Here is a 22118-nt window from a genome sequence, read left to right as displayed (position 1 = left end):
ATGTTCGCCTATCAGGTGCTGATCCACACGCCGCCCTGGGTTTGGGTGCTGCTGGCCTATCTCGTCTGGCAGGGCGTTCAAGCGCTGCAGCCACGCACGACGCCGATCTGGCGTGCGCTGGTCCTGCCGGTCGTGTTCATCGTTTGGGGGATGTCGAGGATCGGCTTCGGGCTCTCCAAGGCAGTACCTGGCCTCTGGTCGCATGGATGACGGCCGCGCTGGTATTTCTGGGTGTGCTGACGCCACGCCCCTTCGATGTCGATCACACGACGGGCGAAATCATCCGCCCAGGCAGCGCCTTCGCGCTGATCCGCAACCTCGTCGTGTTCTCGCTGCAATATGCGGTCGGCGTGATCTCGGCGATCGATGCGGCCGACCGGGCATTGGCGATCATTGTCGGCCGCGCCGTCTCGGGCGCGATCGCCGGCTATTTCATTGGTTCGGCGATCGCGCTTCTTGTCGCCTATCGCCGGAAGCGCGCGGCGATTGCTTAGGACTTCACCGCACCTGCGGTGAGACCGCCCACCATGTAGCGGCGGAAGGCGTAATAGACCGCGGCCGGCGGCAGCGCGTAGATGAAGCCGGTTGTCATCAGCAGCTCCCAGGGCGAATCGTCTGCGGCTAGGAAGTTGCCGAGCGCGACGGGGAGGGTGATCTCGCGGTCGTTCGAGAGCAGCAGGAATGCGTAGAGATATTCGTTCCAGGCCAGCAGCACCGCATAGGTGCCGATCGCGACCAGCGAGGGCATCATCAGCGGCAAATAGACCAGGCGGAAGATCTGCAGCGTCGTCGCGCCGTCCATCACGGCGGCCTCGTCCAGCTCGACCGGCAGCTTGTCGGACGCCTGCTTCAGCACCCAGATCGCGTAGGGGCTCGCGATCGTCACCATGGCCAGGATCAGCGACCAGTGGTTGTTGAGCAGGCCGTAATTGCCCATGGTGCGGTACATCGGCACGGCGAGGAACGCCGCGGGGATGAAATAGGTGAAGAGCGCGAGGTTCAGCACGGTCCGCCCGCCAGGCACCTTCAACCGCGAGATCGCGAACGCCGCGCAGGTCGCGATGACCAGCGTCAGCACGCCGACGGAGACGGCGATCACCGTCGAATTCCAGAACTGGATGTAGAAGTCGCGCAGGAAGTAGTGCTGCTGCTTGAACACGATCGTGAAATTATGCAGCGTCGGATGGTCCGGCCACAACTTGCCCGAGAACGCGTCGTCCTTCGGGGAGATCGCGAACAGGAACATGTGATAGATCGGGATCATCGTCCACAGGAAGACGGGAATGCCGATCAGCAGCAGCCGCGCTTCGGTCGCGACGTCGCGCCAGGAAAATTCGCTTACGCCGGGGAGCTTCATCGCGACAACCGTTTCATCATGAAATACACGAGCGGCAGGACGAACGGCATCGCGCAGACGATCGATGCCATGGCCAGCGAGAGCTGGTCGAGCCGCAGATAGCGAATGCCGAGCGTCGCCAGCACATGGGTGAGGTCGGCAGGTCCGCCGCCGGTGAGCAGATAGACGCTGTTGAAGTCGCCGAGCGTCCAGATCATCGAGAGCAGGGTGCAGGTGACGTAGAGCGTCTGCATCGACGGCCAGGTGATGTAGCGGAATTTTTGCCACCAGCTCGCACCGTCCACTTCGGCAGCCTCGAACAGGTCGTGCGAGATCGCAAGCCGGCCGGTGATCAGGATCAGCGTCCAGAACGGCAGCGACTTCCAGATGTGCACGCCGATCGCCATGCTGAGCGCCACGGTCGGGTCGTTCAGCCAGTTCGGGCCGTCATCGCCGGTGAAGGAGAAGATGAGGTGGTTGATCACGCCCCATTCGGGATTGAGCATGAAGCGCACCGACAGGATGGTTGGGATCGACGGCACCGCCCAGGGCAGGATGAAGATAACCGAAAGCCATTTGATCCAGGGGCGCTGCACGGCGAAGAAGCCGGACAGGAACAGCGCGATCAGCATCTTGATGTTGATGCCGACGACCAGGAAGATCAGCGTGTTGATCGCGGCCCGCGCGAAGATCGGGTCATGGTAGAGCGCGACGTAGTTTTCCGGCGCGCGCGCCAGCCACAGGCCATAGCAGACGGGATAGACGACGAAAGCAAGGAAAACGAGCAAATAGGGCGCAAGCAGCACGATGCCCCAGACCTGCGCCGGGGTCAGCCGGGACGACAGGGGCGGGCCGGGAAGTGCCTGATCGCCTGAGAGCGTGATCGCCATTCTTTTCGGACTCTTCAAAGAGAAGCCGGCCGCGAAACGCGGCCGGTGTTGTTCTTACACCTCTCTCCGCAGCGCGGGGAGAGCAGCGGACGACTTAACCCGCGACCTGCTTGATGCGGGCGATCATCTCGTCGACGGCCTTCTCGACCGGCACCTTCTCGCTGACCACCCGGTTCATAGCCTTGGCCCAGATGTTCTCGTTGTTCAGGATCGTGAACTTCCAGTTCTTGGTGAAGTCGAACTGACTGGTTCCGCCCTTGAACTGCGTGTAGACGGCCTTGCGGTGCTTGTCAGCCTGCCAGAACGGGCTTTCCTGGCTTTCCTTCGTCACCGGGAACCAGCGGCCGAGTGCGCCCTCGATGTAAGGACGGATGTTCTCTTCCTGGAGCAGGAAGCTGATGAACTGCTTGCCCTCGGCCTTGTTCTTGGCCGCGGTGAAGATCAGCCCGGTCTTGACGTCGGAGCGATATTTAATGGTCGATCCGTCAGGAGCCTTCGGGAAGGACGCCGTGACGATGTCCTGCTCATAGGCCTTCTTGCCGGCGTCGCGCTGCTCCTGGGTAAGGGCCTGGTTCTGCGAGTCTTCGAACCACTTCGCCGCGATCGAGATCGTGAAATTGTGGGTCATCACGATCGTCTTGTTGTGGAACGCGACGTTGTTGTCGGGATCCTTCCAGGTCGTCGAGGACGGCGGCGTGCAGCCCTTGATGTAGGTGTCGGTGTAGTCCTTCATCGCCTTGATCAGGTTCTCGCGAACCTTGGGATCGTCGACCAGCAGCTTGCCGTCGTCGTCGACCAGCTTGACGTGATAGGCGTCCATGAAGGTGTAGAACGACTGGAAGGCGTCGGTGGATTCCACGCCCATCGGCTGACCCACACCGTAAACCCGCTGGCCCGTTGCCTTGCGGATCGCCGGTTGCACCTTGTCGCACCAGAACGTCCAATAGCCGGCCCAGTCGGTCGGAATGTCGGCGAGCTTGAAGCCGGCTTTCTCCAGCATGTCGTTCCAGATCTCGACATGCATGCTCTGCTGCTTCAGCGGGAAGCCGTAATAGGCCTTCTTCTTGGCGACGTCGTTGTAGAGGATCGACGCGTCGAGCGTGTTCTGCGCGAACCGGCCCTTGATCGGGTCCATGATGTCCGTGAGGTCCTCGAGCTTGCCCTCATAGGCCCACTTGCCCTGCGCCTGCACGTCATAAGAGTCGGAATAGGCGACATCGGGCACAGTGCCGGCATCGAGCGCGGCGACCGTCTTCGGAATCATGTCCTGGATCGCGTATTGCGACAATTCGACCTTGATGCCGGTCTTGGCTTCGAATTTCTTGATCGTTTCGATCAGGGCGTCGTCTTCGGAGCGATAGAAGCCCTTGCCCCACCAGACCGTAATCGTCTTCTGCTGCGCAAAGGCGGGTGCAGTGGCAGCAAACAGCCCAACCGCAGCGACCGCCAATGATACTGCGCCAATAACCTTGGATTTCACGTTCTTCTCCCTCAAACGGCCGGTGTTTTTAACCGGTCGTATAAAACACTAGCGCATGGCGGGAGGCCGATCTAGCGCCATCTTGTCAGACCAAGGTCGCGGAATGTCGGGCCGGATGGATGCTTAATTCACGCATCGATCCAATCGCCGCATCAATTCGCCCTAATCAATTCGCGTCGCTCGATGGGCTGCAAATCCTCGGGTCGGACTCTCAGTTCGGACTCTCAGTTCGACTTGGCGCCCTCTTTGGCATTCTCGGCCGTCGGCGATCCGTCCTGGGCCGGGCGCTTGCCGCCCCCGGTGATACGCTGCTTCAGGAGATCGAGGAAGGGAGACGCCGCAGGCGATTGCCGGATCAGGCTTTCGGGATCGGGAAAGACCAGAGGATCGTCCCAGGGACCCTGCACCATGAAGGGCAGTTGAAAGCCGGACGCCGTGTTGAGGCTCGCGACGCCCTTCATGTCGTATTCGCGGGTCGGCACCGAGGCGGTGCCGGTCAGCGTGATCTTCGCCGTGGGCCCTTCGATGCGGATGTCCTCGGCGGTGGCGATCCCATCCGAAAACTTCACCGCGATGGTGAGGCTGTCGTAGGGCGTGGAGCCGCTGCGGAAATTGCCGCCGCCCGACAGCGGTCGCCGTTCCAGGCGCTTGAGGAGTTGCTCGGCATTGAAGCCCGAGATCGCGCCGTTATGCCCCTTGACCGTTGCGCTGCCGTCGAGCGACTGCACGAGGCCGAACGGGCTCGAGCCGGAAGCGAAGAGGGAGACGTTGATGTTGCCGCGGCCGGACAGCTTGTTGAGGCCGAACAGTTCGGATGCGCAGGCCTGGAGGTCGACGTCTGTGAACTGGAATTGCGCCTTGATGTCGGCGACGTTCTCGGCGCGCGCGATGCCGAACGAGCCTTTGGCGATGCCGCCATAGATCTGGGCCTCGCCCACCGAGAGCGCCAGCGTGCCGTTGCGCAAATTGGCGCCGATCGCGGTGCGGCCGAGCTTCGTCGGGCCGACCGTCAGCTTTGCTGCCGAAAGGCGCATGTCGAGGTCGGTGGTCGACAATCCGTTGAGGTCGAACAGCTGCCTGTTCCAATCGCGCGCTCCGCTCGCGAGCAGGCGAAAGGTCGAGATATAGGGCGTGAAGTCGAGCGCGTCGGCGGCGAGGGTTGCTTGCAGCGCCTGGCGACCGTTGTTGGCGTAGGTCATGACGCCTTCGGCGGTGTTGCCGTCGAGCTCGACATTGACGTTGGTGAGCGCGATCGAGGCGCCGACGACGTTGGCGCGCGCCTTCAGCGCGAAGCGGCCGAAGCCGCCGCTTGCTGGCTGCGGCTGTCCGGTCCAGCGCAGCGCGTTGCGCAAGGACGGGCTGTCGATGGTGAGCGTGCCCTCCATCATCGGGCTGGTGCGGTTGGCGACGCTGCCATCGAAGGCGAGCTTGAGCGGCGCGCTCGCGATCCGCGCCTTCAACCCCGAGCGCTCGCCGGAGAGGGCGGCCACGAAATCGGAAAAGCTGATCGTGCCGTCGACGCGTTCGCCGCGCCAGTCGAACTGCCCGGTCGCGGCGAAGGAGCGCGAGATCGACGGCCAGGCCAGCGACAGGTCGATGTCCTCGAGCTTCTCGGTGCCGTGCGTGGCGACGTCCTCGTAATTGAGGACGCCGTCCTGGATCCTGATTTCGGAGAACGAGACCTGGTTTTCGGCGCCGGGCTTCATGGTGCGCGCGATGGTCTGGATGAAGGGTGTCCAGTTGCTCTCGCCGTCCGGCTTCAGGCTGACATGGATGCGCGGTCGCAGCAGCGTCAGGTCGGCGATCTCGAAGCGTTGCAACAGCAACGGCAGCAGCCGCAGATTGGCGGTGAGCACGTCGATATGGAGCGCGGGATCGCTGGCGCCGCCGCCCTTGAGACCGACGTCGTGGAAGGAGATGTAGCTTGCCGGCAGCACCGAAATGTCGATGGCACCCGCGACATTGAGCTCGAGCCCGGTCACGTCGCGGATCTGCGCTTCCACCGCCTTGCGCAGCGCGTCGCGGTTGATGAGCCAGGACGTCGCGATCAGGGCGATCAGCGCCACGCCGAGCAGCGCCACGATCGGCGTCCCGAGGCGCTTCATTCCTTGAGCCATGGTCAATGGCATGTCCTGATCGGGTTGGTTGTTGGAGCCAGAAGGGCGGGTCGGGAAACCTGCGTGCCCACGCCCAACCCCCGCAACTTGATGGGTTTTCTTGTCGCTTTCAAGGCCGCGGACGATTCTGCCCATGGCGTGAGCAGCTTCTATCACCCGGCGGCGGAACGGAGAACCCCCGTATCATTGACGGCTTCGGAGGATTTCGCCTAATAATCGCCGCCAATAAGGCGCGACGCCCGCAAGCCGAAAGTTCAGTCGAAGGTCATTTGCATGAACAAGGTCTATCCCGACGCCAAGTCGGCTCTGTCAGGCATTCTGAAAGACAACATGATGATCATGTCGGGCGGCTTCGGCCTCTGCGGCATCGCCGAGGAGCTGTCGGACGCGATCCGCGAGTCCGGCGTCAAGGGGCTCACCGTTGTCTCCAACAATGCCGGTGTTGACGGCATCGGGCTCAGCCGCCTGCTGGAGACCCGGCAGATCAAGAAGATGATCTCGTCCTATGTCGGCGAGAACAAGCTGTTCGCCCAGCAATTCCTCGCCGGCGAGCTGGAACTCGAATTCAATCCGCAGGGCACGCTGGCCGAGCGCATCCGCGCCGGCGGCGCCGGCATTCCGGCCTTCTACACCAAGACCGGCGTCGGCACGCTGATCGCCGAAGGCAAGGAAGTGAAGGAGTTCGACGGCGAGAAATACCTGATGGAGCGGGGCCTGTTCGCCGACCTCGCCATCGTGCACGCCTGGAAGGGCGACACCGCCGGCAACCTCATCTACCGCAAGACCGCGCGCAACTTTAACCCGATGATGGCGACCGCCGCCAAGATCACGGTGGCCGAGGTCGAGCATCTGGTTCCCGCCGGTGAACTCAATCCCGACCACATCCACACGCCCGGCATCTTCGTGAAGCGCATCGTCGAGGTCGGCACGGCCAAGAAGCGCATCGAATTCCGCAACACCCGCCCGCGGCCTGCGGCTTAAGCGCGAAACAGGAGAACTGATATGGCCTGGACCCGTGAACAAATGGCCGCGCGCGCCGCGAAGGAACTGCGCGACGGCTACTACGTCAATCTCGGCATCGGCATCCCGACGCTGGTCTCGAACTACATCCCCGACGGCATCGACGTCAGCCTGCAGAGCGAGAACGGCATGCTCGGCATGGGACCGTTCCCCTATGAAGACGAGGTGGATGCGGACCTGATCAACGCCGGCAAGCAGACCGTGAGCGAGCTGCCCTCGACGTCCTATTTCTCGAGCGCGGATTCGTTCGGCATGATCCGCGGCGGCCACATGGACCTGTCGATCCTCGGCGCGATGCAGGTGGCCCAGAACGGCGATCTCGCCAACTGGATGATCCCCGGCAAGATGGTCAAGGGCATGGGTGGCGCGATGGACCTCGTCGCCGGCGTCAAGCGCGTCGTCGTGGTGATGGAGCATTCCGCCAAGGACGGCCCGAAGCTGTTGAAGCAGTGCAACCTGCCGCTGACCGGTGAGCGGGTGGTCGACATGGTCGTCACCGATCTCGCCGTCTTCACCATCGACAAGCACGGCGACGGCGGCATGGCCCTGATTGAGCTCGCCGACGGCGTCACGCTCGACGAGGTCAAGTCCAAGACCGAAGCCGAATTCCGCGTCGCGCTGAAGAATACGTAAGCGGGAAACGTCGGGGCGGCTTCAAGCGGGGCCGCTCGGCACATCGGAGAACCGGGTCAGCCACGCGACCGGGCCGATGCTGGCGGCGACGATCAGGAGGGCCGCGAGCGCGCCGTCCTCGAAATTGCCACGGCTTGCGAACTGGTAGATCGACGTCGACAGTGTTTCGACGTTGAGGGGACGCAAGAGCAGCGTTGCCGGGAGCTCCTTCAGGCAGTCGACGAACATGACGATGACGGCGCCGAGCATCGCGGGCCTGAGCAACGGCAGATAGATCTGCCTCAACATGACTGCCTGGCCGGCGCCGACCGTGCGTGCGCTCTCGTCATAGTCGCGCGGAATGCTGTCGAACCCGGCCTTGATCATGCCGACCGGCACGGCAAGAAAACGGATCGTATAGGCGATGACGACGGCCATCCCGGAGCCGACCAGGATCAGCCCGGGCTGCGAACGTCCGATCCAGGCGGCAACCACGCTCATCGCGTTGTCGACCGCCAGGACCGGGGTCAGCAGGCCGAGGGCAATCACGAGGCCCGGCAGCGCGTATCCGGTCTGCGCGACGCTCATCGCCAGATATCGCAGAGGATCGGGCCGAAAGCGGTGCGCAATCGTCGTGGCGAGCGCAAGCATCAGCGCCAGAAGCGTCGCGAGCGCTGCGAAGGCAAACGAATGGAAGGTGTGGCGCCACAGCAGCGGGTCGAAATTCGTAAGCAGTCCGCGACCAAGAGCCTGATGCGCCAGGTAGGACAGCGGCACGACGAAGCCGATCAGCACCGGCAGCGCGCAGACCGCGAACGCGATCCACGCTCTTGCGCCCGAAAGCGGGGTCCGCTGCCTCACATGCGGGCTTTCGGCCGAGAATGCGATGTTGGCGTTGCGACGGCCGTAACGCTCCATCGCGATCAGGCCGGCGACGATCGCAAGCATCAGGCATGCGAGTTGCGCCGCACCGGCAAGGCTGCCGCGGTTGAGCCAGGTGGTGAAGATCGAGACCGTCAGCGTGCGGATGCCGAGATATTCGCTGGCGCCGATGTCGTTGAGCGTTTCCAGCGCGACCAGCGCCACGCCGACCGCAAGCGCCGGCCGCGCCATCGGCAGTGAAACGCGCCAGAAAATGGTCCATCGGCCGGCGCCCAGCGTCTTGGCCGCTTCAGCGAATTCGGCAGACTGAACCTGGAACGTCGCGCGCGCCGCCAGATAGACGTAAGGGTAGAGCACGAGCCCGATCACGAAGATGGCGCCCGGCAGCGAGCGCACGTTTGGCAGATGGCCGAGGGCATCGCCCAGCGGCAGCCAGATCGCCAACGTGCGATGCATCAGGCCGAGCGGTTCGAACAGGTCGGCATAAACGTAAGCCGCAAGATAGGTCGGAATCGCCAGCGGCAGCGGCATCAGCCACAGCAGCATGCCGCGGCCGGGAAAATCGTGGCGCGACATCACCCACGCAGTGCCGGCGCCGATCAGAAGCGTGAGCGCGCCGACCCCGGCGAGCAGGAGTGCGGTATCCAGCAGGGCGGCCGGCAGCACGTAGTTGATCAGATCGTGCCACACATCGCCCGCCGGCTGCAGAGCCAGCGAAACGATCGAGAGCACGGGCGCCGCGACCAGGATCGCAGTTGCGATCGCGATGGCGGTTGCGGCGCGTCCGGCGTGGGCACGACCTTTCGAACGAGGCCGTGCGCCCTTGGCTTCTTCTAATTTTAGGGAAGACGGCCGCCAGAGATCAGTTGTCAAAGCCGACCTTGTCCACCAGCGAGGCCGCAGCCTTGCGATTGGCGGCGATCTTCGCGATCGGCAACGGATCCGGGCCGAGTTTGCCGTAGCCCGCGATGGTCGAGTTGATGGCGACACCGGCGCGAACCGGATATTCGTAGTTCTGGTCGGCATACATCTGCTGCGCCTGCTCGCTGACGAGCCACTCGATCAGCTTGATGCCGTTGGCCTTGTTGGGTGCGTGCTTGGCGAGCAGCACGCCGGAGAGGTTGACGTGGGTGCCGCCGCCTTCGAAGGTCGGCAGGATGACGCGGGTCGCTTCCGCCCATGGCTTCTTGTCGGGATCGTTGTTCATCATCAGCGCCCAATAGTAGGTGTTGCCGATGCCGATGTCGCACTTGCCGGCCGCAACGTCGCGCGCGGCTTCGCGATCGCCGCCGGACGGCTTCTGCGCGAGATTGGCCTTCACGCCGCGCAGCCACTCCTCAGCCTTTGCCTCGCCGTACTTGGCGGTATAAGCCGCGAACAGCGCGTTGTTGTAAATGTGCTGGCCCGAGCGAATGCAGATCTTGCCTTTCCACTTGGGATCGGCGAGCTCCTCATAGGTGATCTTGTCCTGCTTGACGCGATCCTTCGAGGCATAGATCACGCGCGCGCGCATGGAGATGCCGGCCCATTGCCCGTCCGGATCGCGATACTGCGCGGGCACGACCTTGTCGACCGCCTCCGACTTGATCGGCTGGGTGACGCCGGCCTGCACGGCCTCGTCGATACGGCCGATGTCCACCGTCAGCAGCACGTCGGCCGGACTGTTGGCGCCTTCCGCCTTCATGCGCTGCTCCAGACCGGAGCTTGCGGACACGACATTGACCTTGATGCCGGTATCCTTGCTGAAGGCGTCGAACAGCGGCTGGATCAGCTTGGTCTCACGATAGGTATAGACATTGACTTCGCCATTGGCGGCTGCTTCCGACACGAAGGATAGGGTCAGGCTCAACACCGCCGCGGAGGCGGCGAGGACGCGAAGATTGATCATAAGGGCAGCTCCCACGCGGGCGATTGAACGCCCGATTGAGTAGCGCAGCCAATGCCACAACGTCAGCGACGCGATGTCGCGAGAGACATGACTTAGAGCAATTCCAATCTTAGTTTAGACTCATTCTAATTACTAAGCCGAGACGCTGATGGAAAAGCGATGGCCGCCGCTATGATCTCGCTGGCCGCGTCTTGCTCATCCGCTGCGATACGCTGGCCAGCCACGAGGTCTCCTCGCGGACCAGGCGGAAGCCGAGATTGGCGGGCGGCACGCCTTGTGCGCAGCCGCCAGCGCGCGCATCGCGGATGAAATCGGTGACATAGGCGCGGTGCGCGCCTTCCGCGACGCGCACGCCGCAATTCACGGTCGGGCGGATCGGGGTGCCGGCCTCGTCGACCCGCGAGCGGACGAAGCAGGTCGACGTCCACTCCCAGACGTTGCCGGAGACGTCCTCGAGGCCGTGCTCGTTCAGGCCGTATTTGCCGAACGGATAGGCTGTGGTGTCGGAGGAATCGCGCTCGGATTCGCGCTCGTAGCGGCTGATCCAGCGCTTCGACGGATTGCTTGCGTCGACCGGCGCGCCGTCGTCCTTGAAGCGGCTGCCGGCGGCAAATGCCCATTCCTCGTCGCTCGGCAGGCGATAATGCTTGCCGGTCTTGCGCGACAGCCAGCCTGCATAGGCTTCGGCGTCATACCAGCTCACCTGCACCGCGGGGCGATCCGGCGCGATGACGACCTCGCGGCCCAGCGCGCGGCATGCGCCATCCTGCACGCAGAGCTGGAAGTTCGCGGAGGAGACCTGCTGACGCATGATGTGGAGCGGTCTGTTGAACCGCAGCGTCCGTAGCGGCGCTTCGGCCTGCTGCCCGGCGCGCGTGAAATCTCCGGCCTCGCGATACACAGAGCTTCCGGCAGCGATTTCGACGATCGCCGGCTCGCGTGCTTTGTGCGTCGCCATCTCGGAGATGAGAGGTGCAACCGCCAAGGGTCCTGCGAGTCCGGCCGCACAGGCCAGTGCCAATTTCAGCTTGAATGCGATCAGCATGATGATCCCCGAAAGAAAAAGGGGCCGGCTGTCTTGCCGGCCCCTCTCCGTTCGTCAGTTGACCTTGCGACCGGTCTGCAGGGCGCCTTGTGTCTGCGGCGGGATGTCCGCCGGTGCCTTCACCTGGGTCATCAGGTCGTCGTTCCACTTGCCTTCGACCTTGAAGTGCGCGGTGGCACCGAGATTTGCGGCCTCGATCAAGTTGTGCGTGACATAGGCGTAGATGCCGGGCTGCAGGAATTTGTAGAGCGCAGCTCCTGCAGAGCCGCCGCGGATGAACCAGGTCTCGAGATCCGTCTCGGGCGCGTTCGAGAACTTGCCGGTCTCCCAGACATAGTCGCCATGGCCGCCTATCAGATGCGGACGGCTGTCGCGATTGGCCTGCGAATGCACGATCAGCACGTTCTCGCCGACCTTCGCCGTCAGCGCGTTCTTGCCGGTGAGCGCGCCGACCTTGCCGTTGAACACGACGTGCGTGGGGATCAGCTTCTTCATCACCTCTTCGGTCTCGGTGAAGGCTTCGCCCGGCGAGTCGTAGGACTTGAAGTTACCCTTCTCGTCGCGCGGCACATACATGTCCTGCTCGCCGACATAATACACCTTGTCGTATTTCAGCGCGTGGCCCTTGCCGTCGTTCAGCCCCCCGCGCGGCAGCACCATGATCGCGCCGTTCATGCCGGAGACGACGTGCCAGGGGATCATCGGGCCGCCCGGGGCGCAGTGATAGACGAACACGCCGGTCCGCGTCGCCTTCCAGCGCAGCACGACCTGCTCGCCGGGATTGACCAGGGTCAGCTCGCCGCCGCCGAGCGCACCGGTCGCGGAGTGGAAGTCGATATTGTGCGGCATGGTGTTGGTCGCGGGGTTGACCAGCGTCACTTCGACATAGTCGTCCTCATGCACGACCATCATCGGGCCCGGCATCGAGCCGTTGAAGGTCATGGCCTGGAAGGTGGTGCCCTTGTCGTCGATCACGACCTTCTTCTCTTCGATGTTGAGCTTGAACTCGACGATCTTGGGGCCCTGCGTCGTGGCCTGCTCGTGCGCATGCACGAAAGGCGGGGCGACCAGCTCGACCTTCTGCCGCGGCAGCTTCAGATCGCCGGCGGCGAAGGCGGGTGTCGCAAACATCAGCGCGGTCGCAGCGGCGCTGATTAGTGCAGCTCTGCGGGTGAACATCGGAAGCATCCTTCATGTGAAGAGTTTGATGACGGGATGCAGTTTGCTCCGATGGCGGCAAGTTGGTTTGCGCTGCGACAACCTTCTGCCGGATTTGGCTCCGGTGAATTCTTTAAGAGCTGCGCCGGACGATCGGAGGAATCCGATGTCGCGTCATCGAGCGCGCAAGCGCAAATCGCTCGCATGTTCACTCGCATTCGGTGGCCAACGCATGATCGATCAGAGCAGGCGTATTGCCATCCAGACGGTACTCCAGACCGCGAGCGACAAAGCGGCAAAGACGGCCGCCATGATAGCCAGAACGCGCATGAGATAGCCTGCGCCGGTTGCGGGCGCGGCAGGAACAGGGCGGAAATCGTCGAAGCGCGGGATGTGGCCGCGGATGCCGGCGAGCCAGAGAACGAGATCGAGCGCGTACGACGCCATGGCCTATCTCCAGAAGCGATGATCAGACACCATTTTGGGTCACATCCGGTGCGCGGACTTTGAGCGAGCGCAAGGTCGCCGGCCCGGAAGCGGGTAATCTGATGCCATCCGAGATTTGCCGCACCGCGCGGCATCGATTTACGAATGGGTAAGACATGAGATTCGATCTCGCGGCCCGCTACGGCGACGAACGGTTGCCGCGCTACACGAGCTATCCGACCGCACCGCATTTTTCCCCCGCGATCGGTGGGGACACCTACGCCGGGTGGCTCGCCGAACTCCCCGCGGGCGCCAGCGCATCGCTTTATCTGCACGTGCCGTTCTGCCGCGAGATGTGCTGGTATTGCGGCTGCCATACCCAGATCGTCCGCCGCGACGATCTGATCGCGGCCTATCAACGCACGTTGCGCAGCGAGATCGAGCAGGTGGCCGACACCATCGGCCATCGCATGAAGGTCGAGCACATTCATTTCGGCGGCGGCACGCCGACGATCATGGCGCCGGAGGCTTTCGCCGAGTTGATGGCCGTGATGCGTCAGGCGTTCTTCGTGTTGCCGACGGCCGAGATCGCAGTCGAGATCGATCCGCGAACGCTGACCGCCGACATGGTGGAGGCGATGCAGCTCTCGGGCGTCAACCGCGCCAGCCTCGGGGTTCAGAGCTTCGACCCGGTCGTGCAGCGCGCGATCAACCGCGTGCAGAGTTTCGAGCAGACGGCGTCCGTCGTCGACATGCTCCGGCGTGCCGGTATCGCGGGCGTCAATTTCGACCTGATCTACGGGCTGCCGCACCAGACCGTCGCCTCGTGCCTCGACACCGTCCGGCGCGCGCTCGCGCTGGCGCCCGACCGCTTCTCGGTGTTCGGCTATGCCCACGTGCCTGACTTCAAGAAGCACCAGCGCATGATCAACGAGGACGTCCTGCCCGACGGTCCTGCGCGCCACGACCAGGCTTGCGCGATCGCGAATGCGCTGAAGGAGGCCGGCTACGTGCAGATCGGCCTCGATCACTTCGCGCGACCCGAGGATTCCATGGCCGTGGCCTTCGAGGACGGAACGCTACGGCGTAACTTCCAGGGCTACACCACGGACAAGGGTAACGTCCTGCTCGGCTTCGGTGCGAGCGCGATCGGACATTTGCCGCAGGGCTACGTCCAGAACGAGGTGCAGATCGGCGCCTATGCGCAGAGCATCAAAGCCGGCCATCTCGCCACCGCGAAAGGCTACGGGCTCACCGACGACGACCGGCTGCGCGCCGACATCATCGAGCGCATCATGTGCGAGTTCAGCGCCGATCTCGGCGACATCTGCGCCCGTCATGGCGCAGAGCCCGAGGCGATGTTGAAGTCGGCCTCGCGTCTGAAGCCGCTGATCTCCGATGGCGTTGTCAGGCTTGATGGCGCCCGGCTCGCGGTCGCAAGGGATTCGCGCTTCCTCGTCCGCAGCGTCGCGGCGGCATTCGACGCGCATCTGGATCCCGGCAAGCAAATGCACAGCCGGGCGGTGTGAGCCACGCCTCAGAATGACAATCAGCTTGCGCTCCGACAAAGAAACACGGGTCACCTCCGCTATCGTCGCTTCGGAACGGAGTTGTCCATGTCTTTCCGATCCGACGATCTGGTCGATGACATCATGCGCACGGCGCCGCACACGATCCGCGTGTTTCTCGCCTTCAAGATGGCCTGTGTCGGCTGTCCGATCGCGACCTTCCACACGGTGGACGACGCCTGCCGCGAGCACGGCATCGATCGCGAGACATTCCTCGCCGCGCTGTGCGACTGCGTGCCAGCGTAACAGGTTTCGGAATTCGCACGGGCGCGTGCGGATTCCCGGGTGAGGGCGCGCGTCCGCCGTAAGTGGAGCGCCCTCGCCCCTATCTTCGCAGGAATCGTTCTGGAGGCGCTCTCACGCCGCGCCGCTGTCGGGACTGCGCTCGGCGAGCACCACGATCCTGTGCGGCTCGCGCAGGATGATTCGCTGACGGCCGCTCTCGACCAAGCCCTGGCTCTCCCAGCCGCTCAGGATTCGGCTGACGGTGTGCAGCGTGGTGCCGGTCATCTGCGCGATGTCCTGGCGGCTGATCGGGAAGTCGATCTCAATGCCGTGCTCGAGCTTCTTGCCGGACTGCTTGGCGAGGCGCAGCAGCACATGCGCGACGCGCTGCTCGACCTGCTGGGTCGACATCTCCACGATGCGGGTGTGGCTTTCCTGCAGGCGCGTGCCGACGGTCTGGAGCGTGTTGGCGGCGAGCGAGGGAAACCGCTCGATCAGCCGCGGCCAGGCCGAGGTCGGCCAGATCAGCACCACGCTGTCGTCGACCGCCATGGCCGTCGCCGGATAGCGCGCGGCTCCGATCGCCATGGCGAGGCCGAACGTCTCGCCGGGCGCGACGTAACGCACCACGATCTGCTCGCCGGTGGGCGTCGTCTTGGCGGCGCGGACGTGGCCGTGCAGCAGCAGGAAGAACGACTGCGCGTCCGCTCCCTGCTCGAAGATGGTGCTGTTCCTGGGGTAACGTGCCGAGCGGGCCTCGCGCAGGATCTCCTCGAGATCCTCCGGCTTGACGCCCCCAAACAGCGGCAAATGCGCAACCAGCGATGTGTCGACCTTGGCCATTACGTCTCCTTGGCGCTGGGGAGTGTGATGGCACCTGCAATCGTCGAGCAGTTTGCGATAGCGCAAAACGGACCGGCCGGACGGCAGTATTTTTCCAGACGCAGTGTGAACTTCCAGGAGTTGATCCCATGGCTGGTACCCGATCCCGCACCTTCGAGGGCTGGCCGCTGTTTGCGAACAGTTTTCGGCCCTTTTTCCTGTTCGCCGCGATCCAGGCCGCCGTGTCGATCCTGGCCTGGCTGCCGATGTTTTACGGCGAGCTGTCAGTGACGTCAGCCTTTGACCCGCGCGACTGGCATGTCCACGAGATGCTCTACGGCTTCCTGCCGGCGGTGATCACCGGATTCCTGTTCACGGCCATCCCCAACTGGACCGGGCGGCTTCCGATCCAGGGCACCTCGCTCGGAGCGCTACTGGTGGTCTGGTTTGCCGGGCGTGTCGCGGTGACGCTGTCGGCCGATATCGGCTGGCTGTTCGCGCTCCTCGTCGATGCCGCCTTCCTGGCGCTGGTCGTCGCCGCCGCGGCGCGTGAGATCATGGCAGGCGGCAGCTGGCGCAACCTGCCCGTGGTGGCGCTCGTGCTGGTGCTGCTCGCCGGCAACGTCGCCTTTCATCTCGAAGCCCATGTCGAAGGCGCGGCCGATGTCAGCATCCGCGTCGGCATCGGCGTGGTCGTGCTGCTGATCGCGCTGATCGGCGGCCGCATCATCCCGAGCTTTACCCGCAACTGGCTGGTCAAGTTCAACCCCGGCCGCCTGCCGGTGCCGTTCGGACGCTTCGACGGCGTGGTGATCGGATGTAGCGCGCTCGCGCTCATCGCGTGGATCGTGGCGCCGTTGAATGCCGTCACCGGTGTTGTGATGGGGCTCGTGGGCGTGCTGCATCTGTTGCGGCTGACGCGCTGGGCCGGCGACCGCACCTGGCGCGAGCGCCTGCTGCTGATCCTCCATGTCGGCTACGTCTTCGTGCCGCTCGGCTTCCTCCTGAATGCGTTGGCGGGCTTCGGCGTGCTGGCGCCGAGCGCGGGCATTCATGCCTGGATGACAGGCGCGGCCGGAATCATGACGCTCGCGGTGATGACCCGCGCAAGCCTGGGCCATACCGGACAGGCGCTGACCGCGTCACCCGCGACACAAGGGATTTATCTTGCGATCATCGTCGCAGCGCTCGCGCGCGTTGCCGCGGTGGCGTTGCCCGCTCATGGCGATGCGTTGTTGCACGTTGCCGCTTGCGGCTGGGTGGTCGCATTCCTCGGATTTGCGATCGCATTCGGTCCGCTGCTGGCGGGCAGTCGTCGGCGCGCGCTCGCCATCATGGGAATGCCCGCACCGGCGCGCTGAACTCACGCAGGCACGATCTCACGTTCCGCAGCCACCGTGCCGCCGCATCGGTGCCCCAGGGAAACCTTAATCGAACCAGTTTCTTCCCTGCCGCGTCCAACCACGATGGCGAGGCATTTGATCGCGCGTCCGGCTGGCGACGTGGCGATCCCGGCAGGAGGGACTTTATGCGCATCACCGCAAGCTATCTGGCAACGACGAGCCTGGTTCTGGTAACCATGGCAATGGCATCGCCGTCATGGGCAGCCAATGTGGACGCGACGTCGGCGATCGACACCGTCACCGTCTATCCCGATGGCGCCACCGTCACGCGTATCATCAATGTTGACCTGCCGTCCGGAGAATCGACCCTCGTCGCCAAGGACTTTCCACTGACCCTCGATACGTCCTCCATCCGGGTCGAGGGAGAAGGCGGCGCAAAGCTCACCATCGGCACGATCGATGCGCGGTCGCCGCGCGCGGCACCGGTCAACCTGCCCGAGCTGGAAAAACGCATCGAAGCTCTGAACGACCAGCGCGCCGATTTGCAAGGCGCGATCGACTCGGCCAACGCGCGGCGCAAGTTCGCGGAGCACTTTGCCGAAGCGTCCCCCGCGGGCATCGGCGAGAAGGGTGAGGCGCGTCCGATCGCCGAATGGCGCACGGCCTTTGCGGCGGTCGGTGAGGAAATTGCGAACGCCGATGCCGCCATTCGTGATGCGACGCGCAAGCAGCGCGAGATCGATCGTCAGATCGTCCAGCTCGAAGCCGAGCGCAAGGCCAAGCCGCCGAGCAAGCTCGAGGTCCGCATGGACGTTGCCGCGCCGGCGGCGACCAAGGCGACGCTGAGGGTCACTTACAATGTGCGTAATGCGCGTTGGTTGCCGCTCTACGACGCCCGGCTCGACACCGGCGCCAAGGACCGCAAGCCGCAACTGGAACTGGTCCGTCGTGCCGAGATCACGCAATCGACCGGCGAGGACTGGTCCAACGTCACGCTCGGCGTCTCCACAGTCCGCATCAGCCGCGGCGGCAGCGCGCCGGAGCTGGGCTCGCTCGTGGCGCAATATCCGCAGGTGCCGAAGCCGCTGGCGGCGGGCACGGTCTCCGATATGGCACGGCCCGCTCCGGTCGCACGTCAGATGCAACCGCACCTTTCGAAGATGGCCGAGTCGGCCGAGCCGCGTGAGCGCGCCGAGGAGCAGCAGGCGGTCGCCGAGATCGGCGACTTCCAAGCCACCTTCAGGATTCCCGGCCGCGTCAGTCTCGGCGCCGCCGAGGGGGCCAAGAGCCTGAAGATCGCGGCGACGACGGCGCCCGCCGATCTCTCGGTGCGCGCCGCGCCCGTGATGGACCCGACTGCCTTCCTCGAAGCCAGCTTCAAACAGACCGACGACACGACCTTGCTGCCCGGCAAGGTTGCGATCTACCGCGACGGCGTCTTCGTTGGCCGCGGCAAGATCACGGCGTCGGCCAAGGACGACATCGTGCGGCTCGGCTTCGGCGCCGACGACAAGGTTCGAATCGAGCGCGCAGTGCTCAAGCGCAACGAGGGCTCGGCCGGCCTGCTGGTTACGACCTCGAAGACCGACGAGCGTTCGTTCAAGACGACGATCCGCAATGGCCACGATTTCCCGATCAAGGTTGCGATCGAGGACCAATTGCCGGTCAGCGAGAACGAAGAGATCGTGGTCGAGATGCTGCCGGCGACCACGCCGCCGACCGCGAGCAACATCCGCGACAAGCGCGGCGTGCTGGAATGGTCGTTCGACGCCAAGCCCGGCGAGGCCCGCGATATCAACTTCGCCTGGCGCATCCGCTGGCCGAAGGATAAGGGCATGGTGATCGTGCCGTCGGGCTAGGTTTGCCAGGCAGGAGCGAGGTGCGCTCCCTCTCCCGCTTGCGGGAGAGGGCTGGGGTGAGGGCTCTCTCCTCTGGGGGATTGCTCCCTTGTGGAGATACCCTCTCCCCAACCTGCCGTCGCAGGCGAGGGAGGAAGCGCACCGTTTTTGCAGAAACAGGATCGGCTAAATTCCAGTCCCAATTGCCCGCATCGACTGCGGCAGCACATACGGTACGCCGTCAGCCTGATGCACGACCGCGTCGATCTCGAAAATATTCCGGATGATCTCACGCGTCACGACCTCGATGCGCGGGCCGTCGGCGGCGAGCCGGCCGCCGTTCAGCACGACCAGCCGGTCAGCGAAACGGATCGCGAGATTGAGATCGTGCAGGATCGCGACCACGGCCGTGCCGCGGCCAGCGCGGCGGCGCGCCGCTTCGACGAGCTCGATCTGGTGGCGCAGGTCGAGGCTCGAGGTCGGCTCGTCCAGCAGCAGAAGTCCCGGACCATGCTCGGCCTCGCCGCAAGCGAGCTGCACCAGCACGCGGGCGAAATGGGCGCGCTGCTGCTCGCCGCCGGACAGGGTCGGCAATTGCCGGTCCCTGAAATGGGAGAGGCCGACCTCGTCCAGCGCGGCATCGACCAGCGCGCCCGCCTCGTGCAAGCTGCGATCGCCCGCGCCCATCAGCACGATCTCCTCGACCGTGAAGGGGAAGGTGACGTTGATGTGCTGGGACAGCATGGCGCGGTGCGCGGCGAGCTCGCGCGGCCTGTAGCTGCCGAGGGCGCGCTGCTTCAGCCGGACCTCGCCCGCGTTTGGGCGGAGATCGCCGGAGAGCAGCCGCAGCAGCGTCGACTTGCCGGCCCCGTTCGGACCGATAATGGCGACCATCTCACCGGCTTCAACCGTCAGGCCGACACCGTCGAGCAGCGTCGCGCGGGCGGCGCGTTTGCTCAAGGAGCGCGCCTCGATCACGATGCTCATAGTGAGGCGAGCCCGCGCTGCCGTAGCAGGATGACGAGGAAAACCGGCGCGCCCACGACCGCGGTCAGGATGCCGATCGGCATTTCCGCCGGCGCCACGATGGTGCGCGCCAGCGTGTCGGCGCCCACCATCAGGATCGCGCCTGACAGCACCGAGGCCGGCAGCAGCAGGCGATGCGCCGGCCCGATGACGAGACGGAGCAGATGCGGCACGACGATGCCGACGAAGCCGATGACGCCGCTGATCGACACCGCGACCCCGGTCATGGCGGACACCATGACGATCGAGATCCGCTTCAGCCGCTCGACGTCGACGCCGCCGTGAAACGCGTCGGCCTCGCCGAGCACCAAAAGATCGAGCCCGCGCGCGATGAAGGCGCAGGCGACGAGCCCAATGATCAGGATCGGCGCAAGCACGGCGGCCTTGGTCCAGGTCGCGCCGCTCATCGAGCCCAGCAGCCAGAACGTGATGTCACGGAGCTGGCGGTCGTCGGCGATGAACACCAGAAGCCCGATGCCGGCATTGGCGATGGCGGTGATGGCGACACCGGCGAGCAGGAAGACCGCGATCGAGGTTCGCCCGGAGCGGCTGGAGATGCCGTAGAGGACCGCGGTGGTGACGAGCGAGCCTGCAAAGGCCGCGAGCGGCAACAGCTCGGTCTGGAGGAAGCGTAGCGCTTCGCCGAAGCGGGAATCCGTGAACACGATCGCGCTCGCCGCCGCGAGTGCGCCGCCGCTGGAGACGCCGACCAGCGCGGGATCGGCGAGCGGATTGCGAAACAGTCCTTGCATGATCGCGCCGGCGGCCGCGAGCAGGCCGCCCACCATCGCGGTGGCCACGATCCGGGGAATGCGGATCGACCACAGCACGAGCTGGTCGCGGGCGGCCATGCCCTCGCCCGCCGTGTTGCCGGCAAGGCCAAGCGCGGCGGGCAGCCGCGAGAGAGGAATGCCGGCCGCGCCAACCGTCAACGCAACGATGGCGGTGAGCGCGAGCAGCACGAGCAGCAGGGAAAGCGCGAAGGAGGCCGAACGTCGTCCTACAGCGGCGCGTCGCCGCGGGCTTTGCGCGTCCGTCCCGAGCGCCACGCTCATTGCCGGCAATTCGCCGCCGACAGGGCCGACGTGAAGGTGCTGCCCTGGTCGGCCAGCGCCGGATAGAGCTTGACCGAGAGATCACGCGCCGCAGCCGCCGTGCGCGGCCCGAAGCCGAGCAGATAGAGCCCATCCATGGTGATGAAGCTCTTGTTGGCCGCGACCAGCGTCAGCGCAAAGCCGGGATGGGCATAGACTGCGTCGGCCTGGAGGGAATCCTTGCCGCGCTCGATCGACAGCACGACATCCGGCTTGGCGGCCACGATCGCTTCGTCGCCGATGATCTTGTAGCCGTCGTATTCGTCGATGGCATTGGCGGCGCCGGCGAGCTGGATGATCTCGTCGGCCGCGGTCTTGTGGCCGGCGACCATGGCGCGCCCGTTCTGCAGCGACATCACGAACATCACGCGCACCGGCTTCGTCACCTTGGCACGCAGCGAGCGAAGCTGCGCCAGGTCGGCGTTGACCGCAGCGCTCAGGCATGCGGCGCGCGCGTCGACACCCATGGCATGGCCGACCAGCTTGATCTTCTCGACCAGGCCGTCTTCCGAGAACGTCTCGGGCACCAGCACCAGCGGCACCTTCGCCGTCTCGAGGATGTCCATGGTCTCGGGCGGGCCGGATCCCTGGATCGCCAGGATCAGCGAGGGGTTGAGGCCGAGCACGCCTTCGGCCGAAATTTTGCGCATGTAGCCGACATTGGGCTTGTCGTGCAGCGCCGCCGGCGGATAGAGGCTCGTCGTGTCGACGCCGACCAGGCGGCTCTCCAATCCGAGCGCATAGAGGATTTCGGTGATCGCGCCGCCGATCGAGACCGTGCGCGCGACGTCGATGACGGCGACGTCGCGATTGCGCGCATCATGCACGATGATACCGGCAGCATGCGCGCCTGATACGAGCGCGAATGTGCCGGAGATCAGGAGACTTGCGATGCTGCGACGAAATGTCATTGCGGTTTACTTGGTCAGGATCAGCTTGTTCTGCGAGGTCAGGCGCAAGCGATAGCTGTCCTCGCCATGCGCGATGATGATCTCACGCTCGGCCGCAAACAGCTCGCGGCTGTCGATCCGGCTCCCTCGTATGGTGAGGGTTCTCGTTGTCGCAGAAGGGCTTCCCGCCGGCCCTGCCGCGACGCTGCCGCTGTCTCCGGACGTTGCTGACATTGTGCTGTGATGCGCTTTCGAAATTTCAGATGCGTCCTGCTTTGTATAAGCGGCGCACGGCGCATTCCAACGGCGGCAGTTTACAATCGATATAAACTGCAACGTGGTGTCATTGACCGTCAGAGTGTTGCCACGTAACCAATTGTGGCAGCGGGGTGACGTCCCCGCGTTAAGAAAACAAGCCAGCCAGTCGTTCGCGTTGCGAACGCACGCCAGCCAAAGAC

Annotated in this window: 22 protein-coding genes; 8 read left to right on the top strand and 14 right to left on the bottom strand. The window is 64.5% G+C overall.

The genetic code is table 11. The features are described from left to right. Together BCCGELA001_RS39205 and BCCGELA001_RS39200 are read left to right on the top strand one after the other, a co-directional pair. The gene (locus tag BCCGELA001_RS39205; protein WP_008546167.1) at positions 1–210 is read left to right on the top strand and encodes a DUF6622 family protein; all 210 of its coding nucleotides are present in this window, start codon (positions 1–3) and stop codon (positions 208–210) included. Next, positions 207–494, top strand: coding sequence for a hypothetical protein (locus BCCGELA001_RS39200; RefSeq protein ID WP_008546166.1), 288 nt, complete (start codon positions 207–209; stop codon positions 492–494). Before BCCGELA001_RS39205 ends, BCCGELA001_RS39200 begins: the two co-directional genes overlap by 4 nt. Here BCCGELA001_RS39200 and BCCGELA001_RS31925 read toward each other — a convergent pair. The 4 genes from BCCGELA001_RS31925 to BCCGELA001_RS31910 form a co-directional block, all read right to left on the bottom strand. Beyond that, on the bottom strand, positions 491–1357 hold the full coding sequence (locus BCCGELA001_RS31925) for a carbohydrate ABC transporter permease (RefSeq protein ID WP_008546165.1): 867 nt from the start codon (positions 1355–1357) through the stop codon (positions 491–493). The genes BCCGELA001_RS39200 and BCCGELA001_RS31925 overlap by 4 nt on opposite strands. Next, on the bottom strand, positions 1354–2226 hold the full coding sequence (locus BCCGELA001_RS31920) for a carbohydrate ABC transporter permease (RefSeq protein ID WP_008546164.1): 873 nt from the start codon (positions 2224–2226) through the stop codon (positions 1354–1356). Before BCCGELA001_RS31920 ends, BCCGELA001_RS31925 begins: the two co-directional genes overlap by 4 nt. A gap of 94 nt (positions 2227–2320) precedes the next feature. Continuing rightward, complete coding sequence (locus BCCGELA001_RS31915; protein ID WP_060737972.1) at positions 2321–3706, bottom strand: ABC transporter substrate-binding protein; 1386 nt, start codon at positions 3704–3706, stop codon at positions 2321–2323. A 224-nt stretch (positions 3707–3930) separates the two neighbouring features. Next, the gene (locus tag BCCGELA001_RS31910; protein ID WP_060737096.1) at positions 3931–5823 is read right to left on the bottom strand and encodes an AsmA family protein; all 1893 of its coding nucleotides are present in this window, start codon (positions 5821–5823) and stop codon (positions 3931–3933) included. Between the two features lie 273 nt (positions 5824–6096). On the opposite strand from BCCGELA001_RS31910, the gene BCCGELA001_RS31905 reads away from it, so the two are divergent. Further along, positions 6097–6804 carry a CoA transferase subunit A gene (locus tag BCCGELA001_RS31905; protein ID WP_008546160.1) on the top strand — a complete coding sequence of 236 codons (708 nt, stop codon included), beginning with the start codon at positions 6097–6099 and terminating at the stop codon, positions 6802–6804. Positions 6805–6825: 21 nt separating this feature from the next. Further along, entirely contained in the window at positions 6826–7476 is a 651-nt protein-coding gene (locus tag BCCGELA001_RS31900) for a 3-oxoacid CoA-transferase subunit B (RefSeq protein ID WP_008546159.1), read from the top strand. A 21-nt stretch (positions 7477–7497) separates the two neighbouring features. Here BCCGELA001_RS31900 and BCCGELA001_RS31895 read toward each other — a convergent pair whose 3' ends face one another. From BCCGELA001_RS31895 to BCCGELA001_RS31875, 5 genes are all read right to left on the bottom strand, one after another. Continuing rightward, positions 7498–9105, bottom strand: a complete 1608-nt coding sequence (locus tag BCCGELA001_RS31895) for an ABC transporter permease (RefSeq protein WP_060737971.1) — start codon at positions 9103–9105, stop codon at positions 7498–7500. 94 nt (positions 9106–9199) lie between these two features. Next, entirely contained in the window at positions 9200–10225 is a 1026-nt protein-coding gene (locus BCCGELA001_RS31890; RefSeq protein WP_008546157.1) for a Fe(3+) ABC transporter substrate-binding protein, read from the bottom strand. 169 nt (positions 10226–10394) lie between these two features. After that, positions 10395–11270 (bottom strand): SUMF1/EgtB/PvdO family nonheme iron enzyme, encoded by an 876-nt coding sequence (locus BCCGELA001_RS31885; RefSeq protein WP_060737095.1) that lies wholly within the window; start codon positions 11268–11270, stop codon positions 10395–10397. A gap of 54 nt (positions 11271–11324) precedes the next feature. Beyond that, entirely contained in the window at positions 11325–12449 is a 1125-nt protein-coding gene (gene nirK / locus BCCGELA001_RS31880; protein WP_060737970.1) for a copper-containing nitrite reductase, read from the bottom strand. 219 nt (positions 12450–12668) lie between these two features. Next, the gene (locus BCCGELA001_RS31875; protein ID WP_008546153.1) at positions 12669–12875 is read right to left on the bottom strand and encodes a hypothetical protein; all 207 of its coding nucleotides are present in this window, start codon (positions 12873–12875) and stop codon (positions 12669–12671) included. A 155-nt stretch (positions 12876–13030) separates the two neighbouring features. Between BCCGELA001_RS31875 and hemN the strand changes: the two genes are divergently transcribed. Continuing rightward, positions 13031–14383: an oxygen-independent coproporphyrinogen III oxidase gene (hemN, locus tag BCCGELA001_RS31870; protein ID WP_060737094.1), complete on the top strand. Its 1353-nt coding sequence runs from the start codon at positions 13031–13033 to the stop codon at positions 14381–14383. An 87-nt stretch (positions 14384–14470) separates the two neighbouring features. Continuing rightward, positions 14471–14668 carry a DUF1858 domain-containing protein gene (locus tag BCCGELA001_RS31865; protein WP_008568751.1) on the top strand — a complete coding sequence of 66 codons (198 nt, stop codon included), beginning with the start codon at positions 14471–14473 and terminating at the stop codon, positions 14666–14668. Between the two features lie 111 nt (positions 14669–14779). On the opposite strand, the gene BCCGELA001_RS31860 is transcribed toward BCCGELA001_RS31865, so the two are convergent. After that, positions 14780–15490, bottom strand: coding sequence for a Crp/Fnr family transcriptional regulator (locus tag BCCGELA001_RS31860; RefSeq protein ID WP_060737093.1), 711 nt, complete (start codon positions 15488–15490; stop codon positions 14780–14782). 128 nt (positions 15491–15618) lie between these two features. On the opposite strand from BCCGELA001_RS31860, the gene BCCGELA001_RS31855 reads away from it, so the two are divergent. Both BCCGELA001_RS31855 and BCCGELA001_RS31850 read left to right on the top strand, forming a co-directional pair. Next, positions 15619–16830: an NnrS family protein gene (locus tag BCCGELA001_RS31855; RefSeq protein ID WP_060737092.1), complete on the top strand. Its 1212-nt coding sequence runs from the start codon at positions 15619–15621 to the stop codon at positions 16828–16830. Between the two features lie 167 nt (positions 16831–16997). Continuing rightward, entirely contained in the window at positions 16998–18671 is a 1674-nt protein-coding gene (locus BCCGELA001_RS31850) for a mucoidy inhibitor MuiA family protein (protein ID WP_008546149.1), read from the top strand. A gap of 165 nt (positions 18672–18836) precedes the next feature. Here BCCGELA001_RS31850 and BCCGELA001_RS31845 read toward each other — a convergent pair whose 3' ends face one another. From BCCGELA001_RS31845 to BCCGELA001_RS39195, 4 genes are read right to left on the bottom strand one after another with little or no spacing between them, the layout of a single operon-like run. Beyond that, positions 18837–19637: a heme ABC transporter ATP-binding protein gene (locus BCCGELA001_RS31845; protein WP_008546148.1), complete on the bottom strand. Its 801-nt coding sequence runs from the start codon at positions 19635–19637 to the stop codon at positions 18837–18839. After that, the gene (locus tag BCCGELA001_RS31840; protein WP_008546145.1) at positions 19634–20731 is read right to left on the bottom strand and encodes a FecCD family ABC transporter permease; all 1098 of its coding nucleotides are present in this window, start codon (positions 20729–20731) and stop codon (positions 19634–19636) included. The genes BCCGELA001_RS31845 and BCCGELA001_RS31840 overlap by 4 nt, the downstream gene beginning before the upstream one ends. Beyond that, entirely contained in the window at positions 20728–21681 is a 954-nt protein-coding gene (locus BCCGELA001_RS31835; RefSeq protein ID WP_008546143.1) for a heme/hemin ABC transporter substrate-binding protein, read from the bottom strand. Before BCCGELA001_RS31835 ends, BCCGELA001_RS31840 begins: the two co-directional genes overlap by 4 nt. A gap of 6 nt (positions 21682–21687) precedes the next feature. Beyond that, positions 21688–21894 carry a hemin uptake protein HemP gene (locus BCCGELA001_RS39195; RefSeq protein WP_008546142.1) on the bottom strand — a complete coding sequence of 69 codons (207 nt, stop codon included), beginning with the start codon at positions 21892–21894 and terminating at the stop codon, positions 21688–21690. Positions 21895–22118: the final 224 nt, after the last annotated feature.

It is taken from the genome of Bradyrhizobium sp. CCGE-LA001 (genome assembly GCF_000296215.2).
Classification (GTDB): Bacteria; Pseudomonadota; Alphaproteobacteria; order Rhizobiales; family Xanthobacteraceae; genus Bradyrhizobium.
The sequence above is the reverse complement of the archived record's forward strand: the minus strand, read 5'-3'. Positions and strand labels throughout refer to the sequence as shown.